The sequence below is a fragment of the Streptomyces sp. 1331.2 genome (genome assembly GCF_900199205.1).
Classification (GTDB): Bacteria; Actinomycetota; Actinomycetes; order Streptomycetales; family Streptomycetaceae; genus Kitasatospora.
In genome coordinates this window covers 4,549,238-4,566,093 of sequence record NZ_OBMJ01000001.1, presented here as the reverse complement: position 1 = coordinate 4,566,093, position 16,856 = coordinate 4,549,238, and the positions used below count along the sequence as shown (strand labels likewise).

The following is a 16,856-nucleotide window of genomic DNA, read 5'->3' as shown; positions in this document are numbered from 1 at the left end:
CGGCACCTGATCCGACGGGAACCCCCATGCCATTGACCCGCAAGTCCCTGCTCAGCGGCGGCCTCGCCGTGACCCTGCTGGCCGCCAGCGGCTACCTCACCGTCCAGCTGCGGGACCGCGACCGGCAGCCGGCGGCGGGCAGCAGCGCACCGCTGATCACCACCACCGCCGCCCCCGTCGGCGACGCCGCCACGGCCGCCGCCGCGCCCGCCCAGTACCGCTACGAGCGGCTGGCCGGGCCGGACCGCACGGTGGTCCGGGACGCCCGCGGCGGCGTGGTCGCCACGCTCACCGACAACGCCCGCACCGCCGTGCTGGCCGGCCCCAGCCGCACCTTCGCCGAGCCGGGCACCACCACCGCCACCGTGGTGACCGACAGCTGGGTGCGGCTGATGCCGCAGCCGTGGAAGCCGGGCGCCGAGCAGGAGGCCTGGTTCCGCACCTGGTTCCAGCAGTCGCTCGGCTCCACCGCCGACGACGTCCTCGCGGCGGCCACCCAGTACGTGGGCGGGGCGCCGGCCGAGAAGGACGCCAAGGGCGTGCGCTTCAAGGGCGACGCCTCCTTCGGCCCGCTCAACCCGAACGGCTCGGTCGGCAACGACCTGCGGCTGGAACAGACCGACTTCCTCGACTACCTCGGCGTTCCGTACACGTTCGCCGACAAGGTGACCAAGCAGCCCGACAAGACCCGCTACGGCGCCTTCGACTGTTCGGGCTTCGTCCGGATGGTCTACGGCTACCGCTCCGGCTACCCGCTGCTCTCCAAGGACGCGGCCGGCCCCGGTCTGCCGCGCACCGCCAACGGCCTGGCCCGGCTCGGCCCCGGCGTCCCGGTGATCCCGCTGACCACCGCCGCCGGCTCGGACACCACCCTGCGCCCGGCCTCGATCGACCCGCTGCTCCCCGGTGACCTGGTGTTCTTCGAGATCGACGCCCGTACCGGCGCCCGGCTCGACCACACCGGCATCTACCTGGGCCTGGACACCGACGGCCATCCCCGGTACATCTCCAGCCGGGAGGAGGCGGACGGCCCGACCTTCGGCGACAAGGGCGGCACGGCGCGACTGGACGACAACGGCATGTACGCGAAGGGGCTGCGCAGCGCGAAACGGCTGTGAGCCGGATCCGCAGCTGTCGGAACCGACGAGACCCGTCACCCGGAAAGCGCCATCGAGCTGTGGTTTCGGGTCAACCGGGTAACGATCCGACATGCCGCAGCGGATTTTCTACGCGCGTAGTCGATTCCCGTCTATCCTCGGACCCGTGAACGCTTCTCCTCAGTCGGTCCTCTCCGCCGACCCCTACGCCGCCGCCCAGGCCGCCGCCGAGCGCCTGCGCGAGCTGACCGGTGCCGAGCGCCACGACGTCGCCCTGGTGATGGGCTCCGGCTGGGTGCCGGCTGCCGACGCCCTGGGCGAGACCGTGGCCGAGTTCCCGGTCACCGACCTGCCCGGTTTCCCCGCCCCCGCCGTCGCCGGCCACGCCGGCAAGATCCGGTCGGTGAAGATCGGCGACAAGCGCGCCCTGATCTTCCTCGGCCGCAACCACTACTACGAGGGCCACGGCGTGGCCACCGTGGTCCACGGCGTGCGCACCGCCGCCGCGGCCGGCTGCGGCGTCATCGTGCTGACCAACGGCTGCGGCGGCCTGCGCCAGGGCTGGACCCCGGGTCAGCCGGTCCTGATCAGCGACCACATCAACCTGACCGCGGACTCCCCGATCGTCGGCGCCAACTTCGTCGACCTCACCGACCTGTACTCCAAGCGCCTGCGCGCGCTCTGCCACGAGGTCGACCCGTCCCTGGACGAGGCCGTCTACGTGCAGTTCCGCGGCCCGCACTACGAGACCCCGGCCGAGGTCAACATGGCCCGGGTGATCGGCGGCGAGCTGGTCGGCATGTCCACCACCCTGGAGGCCATCGCCGCCCGCGAGGCCGGCTCCGAGGTGCTCGGCATCTCCCTGGTCACCAACCTGGCCGCCGGCATGACCGGCGAGCCGCTCAACCACGAAGAGGTCCTGGAGGCCGGCAAGGCCTCCGCCGAGCGCATGGGCGAGCTCCTGGCGAAGGTCCTTGAGCGGATCTGACGCCCGGCAGGCGCAGAATTCATGAGTGACGGGGCCCACGGGCGGCGTGATCCGCTGATCACACCTTCCCGTGGGCCCCGTCCGCATGCGCATCCCCCTCTTTGCGGAACCCCCCGGTCTTAGCGGAACCCTCCGGCCGACACACCGACGCACTTCCCGATGGAGCTGGCAGCCATGTCTCAGGCACCCACCACCGACCTCCTCGCCCGGACCCGGGCCTGGCTGGCCGAGGACCCCGACCCGCAGACCCGCGAGGAGCTCAGCGCCCTGCTCGCCCGGGCCGAGGGCCCGGAGGCCGAGTCGGACAGCAAGCTCGCCTGGGCCGAACTCGCCGAGCGCTTTTCCGACCGGCTCCAGTTCGGCACCGCCGGCCTGCGCGGCGAACTCGGCGCCGGTCCGATGCGGATGAACCGCTCCGTGGTGATCCGGGCCGCCGCCGGCCTGGTCGCGTACGTCCGGAAGCAGGGCCTGGGCGACCTGGTCGTCATCGGCTACGACGCCCGGCACAAGTCGTACGACTTCGCCCGCGCCACCGCCGCCGTAGTGGTCGGCGCCGGGCTGCGCGCCGCGCTGCTGCCCCGCCCGCTGCCCACCCCGGTGCTCGCCTTCGCCATCCGCCACCTGGGGGCGGCCGCCGGCGTCACCGTCACCGCCAGCCACAACCCGCCGCAGGACAACGGCTACAAGGTCTACCTGGGCGACGGCTCGCAGATCGTCCCGCCGGCCGACGCCGGGATCGCCGCCGAGATCGACGCGATCGGCTCGCTGAGCGAGGTCCCGCTCGCCGAGGACGGCTGGGAGGTGCTGGGCGAGGACGTCATCGAGGCCTACCTGGCCCGCGCCGTCTCCATCGTGGACCCGCACAGCCCGCGCGAACTCGACGTCGTCTACACCCCGATGCACGGCGTCGGCCGCGACACCCTGGTCGCCGCCTTCCGCCGGGCCGGCTTCCCGGCGCCCACCGTGGTCGCCGAGCAGGCCGAGCCCGACCCGGACTTCCCGACCGTCGCCTTCCCCAACCCGGAGGAGCCGGGGGCGATGGACCTCGCCTTCCGCACCGCCGCCTCGGTCGGCCCGGACATCGTGATCGCCAACGACCCGGACGCCGACCGCTGCGCGGTGGCCGTGCCGGTCAACGGCAACGCAGCCGGCAGCGGCAACGGCACTTCCGGCTGGCGGATGCTGCGCGGCGACGAGGTCGGCGCGCTGCTCGGCTCGGCCCTGGTCGCGAAGAAGGCCGAGGGCACCTTCGCCACCACCATCGTCTCGGCCACCCTGCTCGGCCGGATCGCCGAGGCGGCGGGCCTGGGCTACGAGGAGACGCTGACCGGCTTCAAGTGGATCTCCCGCGCCGAGGGCCTGCGCTACGGCTACGAGGAGGCGCTGGGTTACTGCGTCGACCCGCAGGGCGTCCGGGACAAGGACGGCATCACCGCCGCCCTGCTGGTCGCCGAGCTCGCCGCCACCCTCAAGAAGTCCGGCCGCACGCTGTCCGACCTGCTCGACGACCTGGCGCTGGAGCACGGCCTGCACGCCACCGACCAGCTCTCGGTCCGGGTCCAGGACCTCTCGCTGATCGCCGACGCCATGCGCCGCCTGCGCGAGCAGCCCCCGACCGTCCTGGCCGGCCTGAGCGTCACCCGCGCCGACGACCTCGCGGCCGGCTCCGCCGAGCTGCCGCCCACCGACGGCCTGCGCTACTACCTGGCCGGCGAGGCCGTCCGCTCGGCCCGCATCGTGGTCCGCCCCTCCGGCACCGAGCCCAAGCTGAAGTGCTACCTGGAGGTCGTCCTCCCGGTCGCCTCCGCCGCCGAGCTCGCCGCGGCCCGCACCCGCGCAGCCGAGCTGCTCGACACCATCAAGCAGGACCTCGCCGCAGCCGCCGGCATCTGATCACCCGCACGCGGGAGGGCCCGCCGGTCCGTGACGTACGTGACCGGCGGGCCCTCCCGCGTTCCGGGTCGGGACTCCCGGGCTCAGACGGCGATGACGGTGACCAGCGCGATCAGGCCGGCCACGGTGGGGGCGATCACCCACCAGCACCAGCGCACCACGACCGGCCCGGCCGCGTCGGGGCGGGCGGCGTTGCGCTCGGCCATCTCCTGCAGCACGGCGGTGACCTGGTCGGACCAGGCGCGGGTCGGGTCGGGCGAGCCCTGGACGACGGGGTTGCTGCGGGTGGGGAGGCCCAGCCCCAGGCCGGTCCGGGAGGCGTGCTCGGTGGTGCCGCGGCTCTGGGCGCGGGTGGCCCGCTTGCGCTGGCGCAGCGACACCGGCACCGCCCACACCTGGTACTTCTCGCCGTCGGCGAACAGCTCGACCGAGTACCCGGCGCGCAGCCCCTCCACCGAGGCCCAGGGCGCGACGACGGTCCGCCAGGGGTTGCGCACCACCAGGCGGCTGCGGCTCGCCCGCACCTCGGGGCGCAGGGTGTAGGCGATCACCGGGAACGCGAACACCGGCACCGCGGCGAGCGAGACGTACGGGGTCTTCCCCGTCCCGGTCACCACCGCGTCGCCGATCAGCCAGGCGGCGACGGCCAGCAGCAGCACTCCGGAGATCACACCGGGAACGGAGCGGTACACGCGGTCCGCGTACTCGGGCTCCCCGTCGGGGGCGGCGGGGCCCTGGTGGGGCTTGCCGTCGGAATCGGTCATGGCCTCGATTCTGCCCCATGCTCCACACCCGGAGGTCTCGGTCCGGCCACGAAAGCGGCCACGAAAGGTGGCCGCTCTGGCGGACTACTACGCGCGTAGATATGCTGGTCTGGTGACTATGTCCACTGTTGCAGCCAATGCCCCCGGCGTTGCGGGCAGCGGCCTTCAGGACGTTGCGGCGTCCGAGGCCTCGCTCCGCCGCTTTCTGCACGGCCTGCCCGGCGTCGACCAGGTCGGCCTTGAGGCGCGTGCCGCCACCCTCGGTACCCGCTCGATCAAGACCACGGCGAAGGCCTATGCCATCGACCTGGCGATCTCGATGATCGACCTGACCACGCTGGAGGGCGCGGACACGGTCGGCAAGGTGCGCGCGCTGTGCGCCAAGGGCAGGACCCCCGACCCGACCGACCCGACCACCCCCCGCGTCGCCGCCATCTGTGTCTACCCGGACATGGTCGCCACCGCGAAGGACGCCCTCCGGGGCACCGACATCCAGGTCGCCTCGGTGGCCACCGCCTTCCCGGCCGGCCGCGCCGCCCTCCCGGTCAAGCTCGCCGACACCGCCGACGCGGTGGCCGCGGGCGCGGACGAGATCGACATGGTGATCGACCGCGGCGCCTTCCTCTCCGGCCGCTACCTCGACGTCTTCCAGGAGATCGTCGCCGTCAAGGAGGCGTGCAAGCGCGCCGACGGCAGCTACGCCCACCTCAAGGTCATCTTCGAGACCGGCGAGCTGCAGACCTACGACAACGTCCGCCGGGTCTCCTGGCTGGCGATGCTGGCCGGCGCCGACTTCATCAAGACCTCCACCGGCAAGGTCGCCGTCAACGCGACCCCGCCGGTCACCCTGCTGATGCTGGAAGCCGTCCGCGATTTCCGCGCGGCCACCGGCGTCCAGGTCGGCGTCAAGCCCGCCGGCGGGATCAAGACCACCAAGGACGCCATGAAGTACCTGGTGATGGTCAACGAGACCCTCGGCGACGACTGGCTGACCCCGCACTGGTTCCGCTTCGGAGCCTCCAGCCTGCTCAACGACCTGCTGATGCAGCGCCAGAAGCTGGCCACCGGCCGCTACTCCGGCCCCGACTACGTGACGGTGGACTGATCACCATGGCCAAGAAGAAGAACACCGAGGAGCCCACGGCCAAGCCCGCCGGCGGCCTCTTCGCGTACGCCCCGGCCCCCGAGTCCCCCGCCGCCGCGGGCGACATCGCCACCTCCTACGGCCACTTCATCGGCGGCGAGTTCGTCGACTCCTCGGGCAGCGAGGCCCTGAAGACGGTCAACCCGGCCACCGAGCAGGTGCTCGCCGAGTTCGCCCAGGGCACCGACGAGGACGTCGACCGCGCGGTCGCCGCCGCCCGCAAGGCCTTCACCGACTGGTCGGCGCTGCCCGGCAGCGAGCGCGCCAAGTACCTGTTCCGGATCGCCCGGATCATCCAGGAGCGCAGCCGCGAGCTGGCCGTGCTGGAGTCGATCGACAACGGCAAGCCGATCCGCGAGACCCGCGACGTCGACCTGCCGCTCGTCGCCGCGCACTTCTTCTACTACGCGGGCTGGGCCGACAAGCTCGACTACGCCGGCTACGGCCCGAACCCGAAGCCGCTCGGCGTGGCCGGCCAGGTCATCCCGTGGAACTTCCCGCTGCTGATGCTGGCGTGGAAGATCGCGCCCGCGCTGGCGACCGGCAACACGGTCGTCCTGAAGCCGGCCGAGACCACCCCGCTGACCGCGCTGCGCTTCGCCGAGATCTGCCGCCAGGCCGGTCTGCCGAAGGGCGTCGTCAACATCGTCACCGGTGACGGCCGCACCGGCGCCGCGCTCACCGCGCACCCGGACGTCAACAAGGTCGCCTTCACCGGCTCGACCCCGGTCGGCCGGGCCATCGCCAAGCAGCTGGCCGGCACCCGCAAGAAGCTCTCGCTGGAGCTGGGCGGCAAGGCGGCCAACATCGTCTTCGACGACGCGCCGATCGACCAGGCCGTCGAGGGCACCGTCAACGGCATCTTCTTCAACCAGGGCCACGTCTGCTGCGCGGGTTCGCGCCTGCTGGTCCAGGAGTCGGTCCAGGACGAGCTGCTGGACGCGCTGAAGCGCCGGATGGGCACCCTGCGGGTCGGCGACCCGCTGGACAAGAACACCGACATCGGTGCCATCAACTCGGCCGAGCAGCTGGCCCGGATCACCGCGCTGACCGACGCCGGCGAGGCCGAGGGCGCCGAGCGCTGGTCTCCGGCCTGCGAACTCCCGGGCACCGGCTTCTGGTTCAAGCCGACCCTGTTCACCGGCGTCAGCCAGGCCCACCGGATCGCCCAGGAGGAGATCTTCGGCCCGGTCCTGTCGGTGCTGACCTTCCGCACCCCCGAAGAGGCGGTCGCGAAGGCCAACAACACCCCGTACGGCCTCTCCGCCGGCATCTGGACGGAGAAGGGCTCGCGCATCCTCTGGATGGCGAACAAGCTCAAGGCCGGCGTGGTCTGGGCCAACACCTTCAACAAGTTCGACCCGACCTCGCCGTTCGGCGGCTACAAGGAGTCGGGCTACGGCCGCGAGGGTGGCCGCCACGGTCTGGAGGCCTACCTCGATGTCTGACACGACCTTCGCGCGTCTTGACGTCCTCAAGACCTACAAGCTGTACGTCGGCGGGAAGTTCCCGCGCTCCGAGAGCGGGCGGGTGTACGAGGTGACGGACTCGAACGGCGAGTGGCTCGCCAACGCCCCGCTGGGCACCCGCAAGGACACCCGGGACGCCGTCCTGGCCGCCCGCGCGGCGGTCAAGGGCTGGGCCGGCACCACCGCGTACAACCGCGGCCAGGTGCTGTACCGGGTCGCCGAGATGCTGCAGGGCCGGCGCGAGCAGTTCGCCGCCGAGGTGGCGCTCTCCGAGGGCATCGGCCCGAAGAAGGCCGCCGCGCTGGTGGACGCCGCGATCGACCGCTGGGTCTGGTACGCAGGCTGGACCGACAAGGTCGCCCAGATCGCGGGCGGCGCCAACCCGGTCGCCGGCCCGTACTTCAACCTGTCGAGCCCGGAGCCGACCGGCGTGGTCGGGATCGTCGCCCCGCAGGCCGGGTACGGGCACTCGCTGCTCGGCCTGGTCTCGGTGATCGCCCCGGCGATCGCCACCGGCAACACGGTCGTGGTCGCGGCCGCCGCGGACGCCCCGCTGCCCGCGCTGTCGCTGGGCGAGGTGCTCGCCACCTCGGACGTCCCGGGCGGCGTGGTCAACATCATCTCGGGCCGGACCACGGACATCGCCCCCACCCTGGCCTCGCACCAGGACGTCAACGCGCTGGACCTCACCGGGGCCATCGCCGCCGACGGCCCCGGCGCGGCGCAGGCCCTGGAGGCGTCCGCCGCCGATACCCTCAAGCGGGTAGTCCGTCCGGTGCTGGACCCGTTCGCCCAGGACTGGACCAATGCGCCCGGTACGGACCGGCTACTCTCGTTCCTGGAGACCAAGACGGTCTGGCACCCGATGGGTATCTGACCTCCGCTCTCCGGGCACAACTCCACAGACTGGCCGTCCCCAGTGCCCTCACCCCCCCTAGGGCCCGGACGGTCACAGGACGGACCCGCGCCTCTCCCCCCCTGGCGCGGGTCCGTCGGCGTTTTCTTCGGCGTTTCGTCCGTGTCCCGTGGGCGTCCCGTGGGCGTCCCCCGTGGGGTTCCGTCGACTTTCGTCAGGCCCGCCGCCGACTTTCGGCGCTCCCGACCGCCCCTCCGGCCGCGCCAGAATCGGCGGTACGCAAACGACCGAGGGGGGCACATGGGAGAGTTCTTGGGCGAGTTGGCGACACTGTTCGCGGACGGCGCCTTCCGCCGGTGGCACGTGGCCCGCACCAGGCGCCGGCTGGCCGCCGGCCGACCGGTCCGGGTGCCCTGCTCGGCGCGGTCCGACCGGGCCGGCTGGCAACGCGCCTACGTCAACGGCACGTTGGACATCACGCCCGGAGCCGCCACGGCGGCCTTCGGCGAGCGCGGCGGGGACCGGCTCCAACTGCCCACCGGGGGAAGCTTCCACGAGCCCGAGCCGGACACCTGGTACGACCAGGACTGGGCCGCGACCCGCTACCTGCCGCCCGACGGCGGGGAGCCGGTCCACCTCCAGGTCGACAGCCGGTACCTGCCGCTGGTCCACGTCACCCTCGCCGACCCGAAGTCGCAGCAGAAGGTCTGAACCGACCGGTTTCGGCAACGGGCCGGGATGCGTCAGACTGGTGTCCCGTGAGTGACTCCCCCATGAACCCCGCACCGACCGCGCACGCCCGGGTGATCCTGCTCTCCGGGCCCTCCGGGTCGGGGAAGTCCTCGCTCGCCGAGCGCAGCGGCCTGCCGGTGCTCCAGCTCGACGACTTCTACAAGGACGGGGACGACCCGACCCTGCCACGGCTGCCCGACGGCGCCGTCGACTGGGACTCCCCGCTCGCCTGGCACCGCGACCAGGCCGTCGCCGCCATCCGCACCCTGCACGAACGCGGCCGAACCGACGTCCCGGTGTACTCGATCCCGGACAACGGCCGGATCGGCACCCGCACCCTGGAGCTGGGCGGCGCCCCCGCGTTCATCGCGGAGGGCATCTTCGCGGCCGAGATCACCGGCGAGTGCGCCGAGGAGGGGCTGCTCGGCGACGCCCTGTGCCTGCGCAACGGCGCGCTCACCACGGCCTGGCGGCGGCTGCGCCGGGACGTCCGGGAGGGCCGCAAGTCGCTGCCGGTGCTGGTGCGCCGGGGCCTGCGGCTGATGCGGGCCGAGCGGTCCATCGTCGGGCGGCAGGTCGCGCTCGGCTCGTACGCGTGCGCCGGCCCGGAGGCCGAGCGGCGGATCCACGCCGCAGCCCGGACGACGGAGCTCTCCGCGGCCTGAGGCCGTCCGCCCCTGGAAGCAGGACAAGGCAGCAGAACGACGGGCCCGGTGCGTCTCCCCCGCACCGGGCCCGTCGCCGTCCCGAACGATCCTCGGCTCCCCCACGGGCATGCTCCCCCGAGCCGCTGCCCCCGGACCGTGACCGTCCGCTTCCCGTCCCCCGACGGGAGTCCTCTGTTGCGTCCTACGACCTCGTCGGCTGACCTCGCCGGCCGACCTGGTCGAACGACCCTGTTACGCGACCAGTTCGCCGAACGCCCGGACGGTGTCGCCCGACTTGTTCAGGTGCTCGTCGTCGCGCAGCCGGCGCAGGGCGCGCCAGATGCTGCTCTTGACCGTGCCGACGCTGATCCCCAGCACGTCGGCGATCTCCGGGTCGGTCTTGCCCTCGTAGTACCGCAGCACCAGCATGGTCCGCTGGTTCTCCGGCAGCTTCGCCAGCGCCTGCCAGAGCACGGTGCGCAGCTCGGTGCCGCCCATCGCGTCGGTGTCGCCGGCCGTCTCCGGCAGCTCCTCGGTCGGGTACTCGTTGACCTTGCGGCGCCGCCAGGCGGAGATGTGCAGGTTGGTCATGGTGCGGCGGAGGTAGCCGCCGACCGCGGCCTTGTCGGTGATCCGGCCCCAGGCCCGGTAGGTGCTGAAGAGCGCGCTCTGCAGCAGGTCCTCGGCCTCGTAGCGGTCACCGGTGAGGTGGTACGCCGTGGCGTACAGGGAGGCGCGGCGCTCGCGCACGTACGCGGTGAACTCCGTGATGTGGTCCTCCGCGGCGGCCGAGTGCTCCCCCTGCGCGCCTCCCTGTCCCGCCTCGGTGGTGCGGGCCGCGGCGGGGTTCAGCCGCAGCAGCGTCGCACCGGCGGCCTCACGACCGGCCGGTTCCCCCGAACCGACCGTCCGCAGACCGTTCCCCCCGGTACCCCGGTTCCCCCCCGGGGTGTCCGTGCCCTCGACGCGGACGGGGAGGATCCCCCGCAGCGTGAGGGTGTTGGCGGAGTCGACCGAACTCCCCAGCCGGCCGACTCCGTACAGCTCCCCCGTCCTGCCGCCGCCGCTCACCCGACGGGCGACAGGGTTTCCACCGGTGCTGTGCGCGCACCCCCGTACGGTCACGGCACCGGAGTTCTCGTCGGTCCTGATCTCGTACCGGGTGCGGTGGGCGGTGGCTGACGAACGCGCGGTGCGGACAGCCGGGTTGGTCCGGGTCTGAAGCATGGCGTTCATCGTGCGCCCCCTGGGTCGGTACGAGCGGTTCCGGTAGCCGCCCTCCAGCCGGCCTTGCGGCCCGCTGTCCTGCGGCGACATGGAAAATCCTGCCCGCCGGTTGTGATGGCGCTGTCCGCCGACTGTCACAGGGGTGTCACAGGCGTGGGCCTTTCGTCCCGGTCCGCCTCCCTCCGTACCGGACGCCGGTGGCGGTCCTTCCGGTTCCCGGACGGTCGGTGAACGGTCCCGGGGGTGATTCGACGCTTCCGGTGGGCCAAAATGGGGCCGTGCCTTTCCTCCTACTGATCGAGGACGACGACGCCATCCGGACCGGCCTCGAACTCGCCCTCACCCGCCAGGGCCACCGCGTGGCCACCGCCGCCTCCGGCGAGGACGGCCTGAGGCTCTTCAAGGAGCAGCGGCCCGACCTGATCGTGCTGGACGTCATGCTGCCCGGGATCGACGGCTTCGAAGTGTGCCGTCGGATCCGCCGCACCGACCAGCTGCCGATCATCCTGCTGACCGCGCGTTCCGACGACATCGACGTGGTGGTGGGCCTGGAGTCCGGCGCGGACGACTACGTCGTCAAACCCGTGCAGCCGCGCGTGCTGGACGCCCGGATCCGGGCGGTGCTGCGGCGCGGCGAGCGGGAGAGCTCGGACTCCTCGGCGTACGGCACCGTGGTGATCGACCGGGCGGCGATGACCGTCACCAAGGACGGGCAGGACCTCCAGCTCACCCCGACCGAGCTGCGGCTGCTGCTGGAACTCAGCCGCCGCCCCGGCCAGGCACTCTCCCGCCAGCAGCTGCTGCGGCTGGTCTGGGAACACGACTACCTCGGCGACTCCCGGCTGGTGGACGCCTGCGTGCAGCGGCTGCGCGCCAAGGTCGAGGACGTGCCGTCCGCGCCGACGCTGATCCGCACCGTCCGCGGGGTGGGCTACCGGCTGGACCCGCCGGCCTGAGGCCTCCCGGGCCGCCCGACCGCCCTTCTCGTCCTCAGGCCTCCGGCCCCAGACCTCCGAACCCCGCCCCCCGGCCCGCGAACTCCCGTACCACGACAGGCTCCTGTGACTGACCATCAGACGACTGCCCGGCGCTTCCCGGCGGGCTGGTGGCGACGGCTGCGCTCCCTGCGGGTGCGGCTGATCGCGGTGTTCGCGGCGGTGGCGCTGCTCGCCGCGGTCTCGGCCTCCGGCATCGCGTACTGGCTGAACCGCGACGCGGTGCTCAAGCGCGCCCAGAACACCGCGCTGAACGACTTCCGGGTCTCGCTCAGCCGCAACGTCTCCGAGCTGCCGCTGAACGCGAGCTGCCCGGAGCTCGCCGCGCTGGCCTCCAGCGTGGCCAGCTCCGGCCTGAGTTACGACGTGGTGGTGGTCGATCCGGCGCACCCGGAGTGCGCGCCCTCCTCCGACCCCGCGCACTTCACGCTGGCCGACGTACCGACCGCGCTGCAGACCACCGTCGCCAAGCCGCGCGAGGTCAGCGAGAGCAACCCGTACCCGTACCACCTGTACTGGCAGCGGCAGAACCTGGAGGGCCGGCCGTTCCTGATCGGCGGCACCAAGGTGGTGCCGAACGGCCCGACGGCGTACATGTTCAAGTCGCTGGAGAACGAGCGGGCCGACCTCAACACGCTGGGCTGGTCGCTGGCCACCGCCACGCTGTTCGCGCTGATCGGCTCGGCCCTGCTCGCCCAGGCCGCCTCGGCCACCGTGCTGCGGCCGGTCAGGCGGCTCGGCGACGCCGCCCGGCGGCTCGGCGAAGGGCACCTGGACACCCGGCTGGAGGTCGACGGCTCGGACGAACTCGCCGACCTGGCGAGGACGTTCAACCGGACCGCGGAGCAGCTGCACGAGCAGGTCGAGGAGCTGAGCGCGCGCGAGGCGCAGAGCCGCCGGTTCGTCGCCGACATGTCGCACGAGCTGCGCACCCCGCTGACCGCGATGACCGCCGTCACCGACATCCTGGAGGACGAGGCCGAGTCGCTGGACCCGATGATCGAACCGGCCGTACGGCTGGTGGTCAGCGAGACCCGGCGGCTGTCCGACCTGGTGGAGAACCTGATGGAGGTGACCCGCTTCGACGCCGGCACCGCCAAGCTGGTCGCCGACGAGGTGGACATCGCCGACCTGATCATGTCCTGCATCGACGGGCGGGCCTGGTACGACGCGGTCGAACTGGACGCCCCGCGCGGCATCCTGGCCGTGGTCGACCCGCGCCGGCTCGACGTGGTCTTCGCCAACCTGATCGGCAACGCGCTCAAGCACGGCGGCTCGCCGGTGCGGGTGCGGGTCCGGCAGGCCGAGGACTCGGTCGTGGTCGAGGTCTCCGACAGCGGCCCGGGCATCCCGGAGGACGTGCTGCCGCACGTCTTCGACCGCTTCTACAAGGCGGACCGCGGGCGGGCCCGCTCGGAGGGCAGCGGTCTGGGCCTGTCGATCGCGATGGCCAACGCCCAGATACACGGGGGGACGATCACGGCGGCGAACGGGGAGGTCGGCGCGGTGTTCACCCTGACGCTGCCGCTGACCCCGCCGCCTCCGCCGTCCGCGGGCGGGGCCGAGGACGGCCCCGCGCGCGACGCCGCCGAGGACAAGGACGCCACGTGACCGCCCCCGCCACCACCACCCTGCGCCGCGCCGCCGGCGTGCTGTTCCTGCTCGCGCTGGCCTCCGGCTGCGGGATCCGGCCGACCGCCGTACCGGTCGACGCCGGCGCCCCGGCCAGCCGGACCGCCTGCCCGACCACCCCGCACGTCCCGGCCGCGCTGGCCACCCCGCCCGGCCCGGCGCCGTCCATGACCCAGGCCCGCGGCGCGGCCAAGGCGTCCGCGAGCCCGAGTCCGAGCCCGTCGCCCACCGTGGTGGCACCGGGCAGCCCGCCGCCGGACAACGTTTTCGGCGCGGTGCCGACGGCTGCGCCCTGCAAGTAGCCGGGCGGGTGGCCGTCCCGGGCGCGGGGCGGGCGCCGGGGGCGCGTTCGGGAATGTTCACGCTCACGGTGGAACCGCCGTGCCACCGGGTCACGTCCTCCCTCCCGTGCAGCGAGATGGCACCAGGACACGCGACGAGCGTTCCGGCGCGGGGACCGAGAGCAGCCCGGCGGCGGACGTCCACCGTCCCCTCCGGAAGGCCGGACTGGCAGGCCTGGCCTGCCACCTGACGCTGGTGCTCTGGCTCGTGCTGAGACCGCTGCCGGTGGCCTGGGTCTACGACACCAACCTGACGCCGCTGGCCTCGCTCCGCTCCTCCAGCGTCTGGCAGGTGGCCGGCGAGCTCCTGCTGCTGGCCCCGCTCGGCATCCTCCTGCCGCTGGCCGGCGGCCGCCTCCGGGCCCCGTGGCTGCCCTCCTTCCTGCGCACCACCGGAGCCTCCGCGCTGCTGGCGACGGCGCTGGAGTTCCTCTCCTCCTGGACGCCCGGGCACGTCCTCGACGTGGACCACATCCTGTTCGCCGTGATCGGCGTGGCCGCCACCCACCTCGCGCTGGCCCCCGGGCTGCGGCACCTGCTGCGGGAGCGGCGGCCGCGGGCGCCCCGGCTGTCCGCGCCGGCCGCCCCGTCGGTGGCCGCCGTGGCCCCGGTGGCGGCCGTCGCGCCCGCCGGCCGCCCGCGCGCCTAGGGTTCGCCGGACAGGCCTCAGGACGCGGCGCCGCCCGTCGGCCGCCCGCGCGCCTAGGGTTCGCCGGACAGGCCTTAGGACGCGGCGCCGCCCGTCGGCCGGGCCGGCGCCGGCAGTACCCGGCCGCCGACCTCGATCAGCCCGCCCGGGCGCGGTCCGGTCATCAGCTGCGAGCCCCGGCCCTGGGTGACGGTCAGCGTCCGGCCCAGCTCCGCGGTCAGCAGCAGGGCGGCCGCACCGGTCGCCTCGTCCTCGTCGATCCCGTCACCGCGCCCGGGGAAGGCCCGCGCCCGGACGGTGCCGGCCGCCTCGTCCTGCCAGGCCCAGGCGTAGATCCACTCCCCCGGCGGCGGCACCTCCAGTGCCTCCACCTCGGCAGCCGAACCGTACTGGCGCAGCGTCCGCCCGGGAGCCCACTCCGGCCGGGCCTCGATCAGGGTCAGCCCGTCCGCGCGCCGCACGCCCACCGCACCGGCGGCCGTGACCAGCCGGTCCACCCCGAGCAGCCAGGCGGCGCCCACGCACGGGTGGCCGGCGAAGGGCAGGCGCACCGACGGGGTGTAGATGTCGATCGCCCCGCGCTCCGGATCGTCGACGAAGACCGTCTCGCTGAAACCGAGTTCGCGTGCGATCCGCTGCCGGTCCGCGTGCTCCGGCACGGCGGCGCCGTCGCGCACCACCCCGAGCTCGTTCCCGTGCTCCCCCTCGGGCCCGCAAAAGACCCGCAGCACCTCATACCCAGTCATTTCCCACCTCGTCAATTGCCGGTCCGGCAGAGCGCAACGACACCGTGACGTAAAGGCGGCGACGAATGTCGGCCGCCTCCAGTACTGTGCGCTCTCGTCCCCGAACGGTTCCGCCGTTTTCTCTCTTCCCTCCCACAGGAAACCCCCCTTGAACAATCTCGACTTCAGCGCCGAACCGCTGTTCTCCTGGTACGTCGTCCTGCTGGCGCTCAGCGGCGTCCTCATGGTGGTCCTCGGGGCCGTCGCCGGCGGACTGAAGGTCGGCCTGCGGATTCTCAACGTCGTCATCGGCCTCGGTTTCCTGGGGTACGCCTACTACCTCGCGTTCGTCTTCGAGGGCGGCACGTACTACATCTTCTTCAAGGTGTTCATCCTGCCGGTCGCGATGATCGTGTACTCGGTGAAGGCGATCACCGAGCGCAGCAACGCCAAGCAGGCCGCCGCGCAGGCCGCCGCGTTCAACCCCCACGCGCCGCAGGCGCCGTACAACCCGAACGCGCCGTACAACCCCAACGCCCCGCAGGCGCCGCAGGCCCCGTTCAACCCGAACGCCCCGCAGCCGGCCGCGCCCGTCCCGCCGCAGCCGGTGGCGGACAACCCGTACGCGCAGCCGAACCCGTCGCAGCCGCCGCACCAGGCGGGCTGATCGCGCGGCACCCGTCGCACGCACCCCGGAAGGCCCGTCCGTCACCCGCCGTCGAGCGGGGACGGGCGGGCCTTCCGCCGTTCGGAGCCGCCGGCGCGCCCTGCCGGTCGGGGCGGCCCTCAGGGTCACCCTGAGGAGGACCCCGACCTCCGGCTCCGCCTTGGCGGTGACCCGGCGGGGCCCGGAATCACCTGTCGGGCTGAGGATCGCGGGGCGGCGCCGGAGCAGTATGGAAGTACCCCGCCGGACCGGCCGGACCGGGCCGCCACCGTGCGGAGCAGATCACCGCCACCGTGCGGAGCAGATCAGGAGTGAACCCATGAGCGCTCGCCTCGCCCGCCCCCGTCACAACCGCGTCATCGCCGGCGTCTGCGCCGGGATCGCCGACCGCTTCGGCCTGACCCCGTGGACCGTCCGCCTGATCTTCCTGCTCTCCTGCCTGCTCCCCGGGCCTCAGTTCCTGCTCTACCTCGCCCTCTGGGTGCTCCTCCCGCAGGAGCCGTGAGGCCGAAACCCGAAACGGCGACGGGCCGCCCACCCCGGGAACACCGGGGTGGGCGGCCCGTCGCCGTGCGGGCGGTCCGGATCAGCCGCCCAGGCCCGGCAGACCCGGGAGGGCGCCGGTCAGCCCGCCGATGGGGGTCTTGTCGAGGCCCGGGACGGACGGGACGGCGGCGCGCTGCTGGGTGACGCCGGCGAGCGGAGCGGCGGCCGGGGCCTCGGCCGCCGGGGCCTCGGCGGCCTGGCCCGCGGTCGGGGCGAGGGTGCCCAGCGTGCCGGCGACCTTGTCGCCGCCGGGCAGCTTGGCGGCGGTGTCGGCGATCGCCCCGGTCACCGCGGGGTTCGTCACCGCGCCGGTGGGCAGCCCGAGGCCGCCGGGCGCCGGGGCGGCGGCGGAGGCGGTGCCGGCGCCGACCGCCGCGATGGCGATGCCGATCGCCGCGGTGCCGGCGGCCTTGAGAGCCTGCTTCATGGTTCGTCCCCTTGGGTCCTCATCGGTGGCCGGCCTCGCGTACGAGCTGGGCGGACG

18 protein-coding genes are annotated in these 16,856 nt (G+C 73.4%); 14 read left to right on the top strand and 4 right to left on the bottom strand.

Annotation, left to right across the window (positions count from 1 at the left end; genetic code table 11):
• The first annotated feature begins 26 nt into the window (after positions 1-26).
• The 3 genes from CRP52_RS19580 to CRP52_RS19570 all read left to right on the top strand — a co-directional run bounded on the left by CRP52_RS19580 (position 27) and on the right by CRP52_RS19570 (position 3,978).
• Positions 27-1,118, top strand: coding sequence for a C40 family peptidase (locus tag CRP52_RS19580; RefSeq protein WP_097237583.1), 1,092 nt, complete (start codon positions 27-29; stop codon positions 1,116-1,118).
• 145 nt (positions 1,119-1,263) lie between these two features.
• A complete protein-coding gene (locus CRP52_RS19575) occupies positions 1,264-2,085 on the top strand; it encodes a purine-nucleoside phosphorylase (protein WP_097237582.1) in 822 nt (273 codons plus the stop codon).
• 174 nt (positions 2,086-2,259) lie between these two features.
• Entirely contained in the window at positions 2,260-3,978 is a 1,719-nt protein-coding gene (locus CRP52_RS19570) for a phospho-sugar mutase (protein ID WP_097237581.1), read from the top strand.
• Between the two features lie 83 nt (positions 3,979-4,061).
• Here CRP52_RS19570 and CRP52_RS19565 read toward each other — a convergent pair whose 3' ends face one another.
• A complete protein-coding gene (locus CRP52_RS19565; protein ID WP_097237580.1) occupies positions 4,062-4,742 on the bottom strand; it encodes a PH domain-containing protein in 681 nt (226 codons plus the stop codon).
• Positions 4,743-4,860: 118 nt separating this feature from the next.
• Between CRP52_RS19565 and deoC the strand changes: the two genes are divergently transcribed.
• From deoC to CRP52_RS19540, 5 genes are all read left to right on the top strand, one after another.
• Positions 4,861-5,847 carry a deoxyribose-phosphate aldolase gene (gene deoC, locus CRP52_RS19560; protein ID WP_097237579.1) on the top strand — a complete coding sequence of 329 codons (987 nt, stop codon included), beginning with the start codon at positions 4,861-4,863 and terminating at the stop codon, positions 5,845-5,847.
• 5 nt (positions 5,848-5,852) lie between these two features.
• Positions 5,853-7,334, top strand: coding sequence for an aldehyde dehydrogenase family protein (locus tag CRP52_RS19555; protein WP_097237578.1), 1,482 nt, complete (start codon positions 5,853-5,855; stop codon positions 7,332-7,334).
• A complete protein-coding gene (locus CRP52_RS19550; protein ID WP_097237577.1) occupies positions 7,327-8,232 on the top strand; it encodes an aldehyde dehydrogenase family protein in 906 nt (301 codons plus the stop codon). Before CRP52_RS19555 ends, CRP52_RS19550 begins: the two co-directional genes overlap by 8 nt.
• A 279-nt stretch (positions 8,233-8,511) precedes the next feature.
• A complete protein-coding gene (locus tag CRP52_RS19545) occupies positions 8,512-8,922 on the top strand; it encodes a hypothetical protein (protein WP_097237576.1) in 411 nt (136 codons plus the stop codon).
• 47 nt (positions 8,923-8,969) lie between these two features.
• Positions 8,970-9,608: an ATP-binding protein gene (locus CRP52_RS19540; protein WP_097237575.1), complete on the top strand. Its 639-nt coding sequence runs from the start codon at positions 8,970-8,972 to the stop codon at positions 9,606-9,608.
• A gap of 234 nt (positions 9,609-9,842) precedes the next feature.
• Here the strand turns inward: CRP52_RS19540 and CRP52_RS19535 are convergent, their stop codons facing one another.
• A complete protein-coding gene (locus CRP52_RS19535) occupies positions 9,843-10,742 on the bottom strand; it encodes a SigE family RNA polymerase sigma factor (RefSeq protein WP_441349063.1) in 900 nt (299 codons plus the stop codon).
• A 353-nt stretch (positions 10,743-11,095) separates the two neighbouring features.
• Between CRP52_RS19535 and CRP52_RS19530 the strand changes: the two genes are divergently transcribed.
• The 4 genes from CRP52_RS19530 to CRP52_RS19515 all read left to right on the top strand — a co-directional run bounded on the left by CRP52_RS19530 (position 11,096) and on the right by CRP52_RS19515 (position 14,434).
• Positions 11,096-11,773, top strand: a complete 678-nt coding sequence (locus tag CRP52_RS19530; protein ID WP_063349065.1) for a response regulator transcription factor — start codon at positions 11,096-11,098, stop codon at positions 11,771-11,773.
• A gap of 105 nt (positions 11,774-11,878) precedes the next feature.
• The gene (locus CRP52_RS19525) at positions 11,879-13,423 is read left to right on the top strand and encodes a sensor histidine kinase (protein WP_097237574.1); all 1,545 of its coding nucleotides are present in this window, start codon (positions 11,879-11,881) and stop codon (positions 13,421-13,423) included.
• Positions 13,420-13,746, top strand: coding sequence for a hypothetical protein (locus CRP52_RS19520; protein WP_097237573.1), 327 nt, complete (start codon positions 13,420-13,422; stop codon positions 13,744-13,746). The genes CRP52_RS19525 and CRP52_RS19520 overlap by 4 nt, the downstream gene beginning before the upstream one ends.
• 106 nt (positions 13,747-13,852) lie before the next feature.
• A complete protein-coding gene (locus CRP52_RS19515) occupies positions 13,853-14,434 on the top strand; it encodes a VanZ family protein (RefSeq protein WP_179852853.1) in 582 nt (193 codons plus the stop codon).
• Between the two features lie 74 nt (positions 14,435-14,508).
• On the opposite strand, the gene CRP52_RS19510 is transcribed toward CRP52_RS19515, so the two are convergent.
• A complete protein-coding gene (locus CRP52_RS19510; protein ID WP_097237571.1) occupies positions 14,509-15,180 on the bottom strand; it encodes a PhzF family phenazine biosynthesis protein in 672 nt (223 codons plus the stop codon).
• Between the two features lie 148 nt (positions 15,181-15,328).
• Between CRP52_RS19510 and CRP52_RS19505 the strand changes: the two genes are divergently transcribed.
• Both CRP52_RS19505 and CRP52_RS19500 read left to right on the top strand, forming a co-directional pair.
• On the top strand, positions 15,329-15,826 hold the full coding sequence (locus CRP52_RS19505; RefSeq protein WP_097237570.1) for a hypothetical protein: 498 nt from the start codon (positions 15,329-15,331) through the stop codon (positions 15,824-15,826).
• Between the two features lie 319 nt (positions 15,827-16,145).
• Positions 16,146-16,331: a PspC domain-containing protein gene (locus CRP52_RS19500; protein WP_030241583.1), complete on the top strand. Its 186-nt coding sequence runs from the start codon at positions 16,146-16,148 to the stop codon at positions 16,329-16,331.
• A gap of 81 nt (positions 16,332-16,412) precedes the next feature.
• Here the strand turns inward: CRP52_RS19500 and CRP52_RS19495 are convergent, their stop codons facing one another.
• On the bottom strand, positions 16,413-16,799 hold the full coding sequence (locus tag CRP52_RS19495; RefSeq protein WP_097237569.1) for an ATP-binding protein: 387 nt from the start codon (positions 16,797-16,799) through the stop codon (positions 16,413-16,415).
• Between the last annotated feature and the right edge of the window lie 57 nt (positions 16,800-16,856).

Coding starts and splice junctions, on each gene's coding strand:
- CRP52_RS19580 (WP_097237583.1), top strand. CDS start 27: ATGCCATTGACCCGCAAGTCCCTGCTCAGCGGCGGCCTCGCCGTGACC.
- CRP52_RS19570 (WP_097237581.1), top strand. CDS start 2,260: ATGTCTCAGGCACCCACCACCGACCTCCTCGCCCGGACCCGGGCCTGG.
- CRP52_RS19565 (WP_097237580.1), bottom strand. CDS start 4,742: ATGACCGATTCCGACGGCAAGCCCCACCAGGGCCCCGCCGCCCCCGAC.
- deoC (WP_097237579.1), top strand. CDS start 4,861: ATGTCCACTGTTGCAGCCAATGCCCCCGGCGTTGCGGGCAGCGGCCTT.
- CRP52_RS19555 (WP_097237578.1), top strand. CDS start 5,853: ATGGCCAAGAAGAAGAACACCGAGGAGCCCACGGCCAAGCCCGCCGGC.
- CRP52_RS19550 (WP_097237577.1), top strand. CDS start 7,327: ATGTCTGACACGACCTTCGCGCGTCTTGACGTCCTCAAGACCTACAAG.
- CRP52_RS19545 (WP_097237576.1), top strand. CDS start 8,512: ATGGGAGAGTTCTTGGGCGAGTTGGCGACACTGTTCGCGGACGGCGCC.
- CRP52_RS19510 (WP_097237571.1), bottom strand. CDS start 15,180: ATGACTGGGTATGAGGTGCTGCGGGTCTTTTGCGGGCCCGAGGGGGAG.
- CRP52_RS19500 (WP_030241583.1), top strand. CDS start 16,146: ATGAGCGCTCGCCTCGCCCGCCCCCGTCACAACCGCGTCATCGCCGGC.
- CRP52_RS19495 (WP_097237569.1), bottom strand. CDS start 16,799: ATGAAGCAGGCTCTCAAGGCCGCCGGCACCGCGGCGATCGGCATCGCC.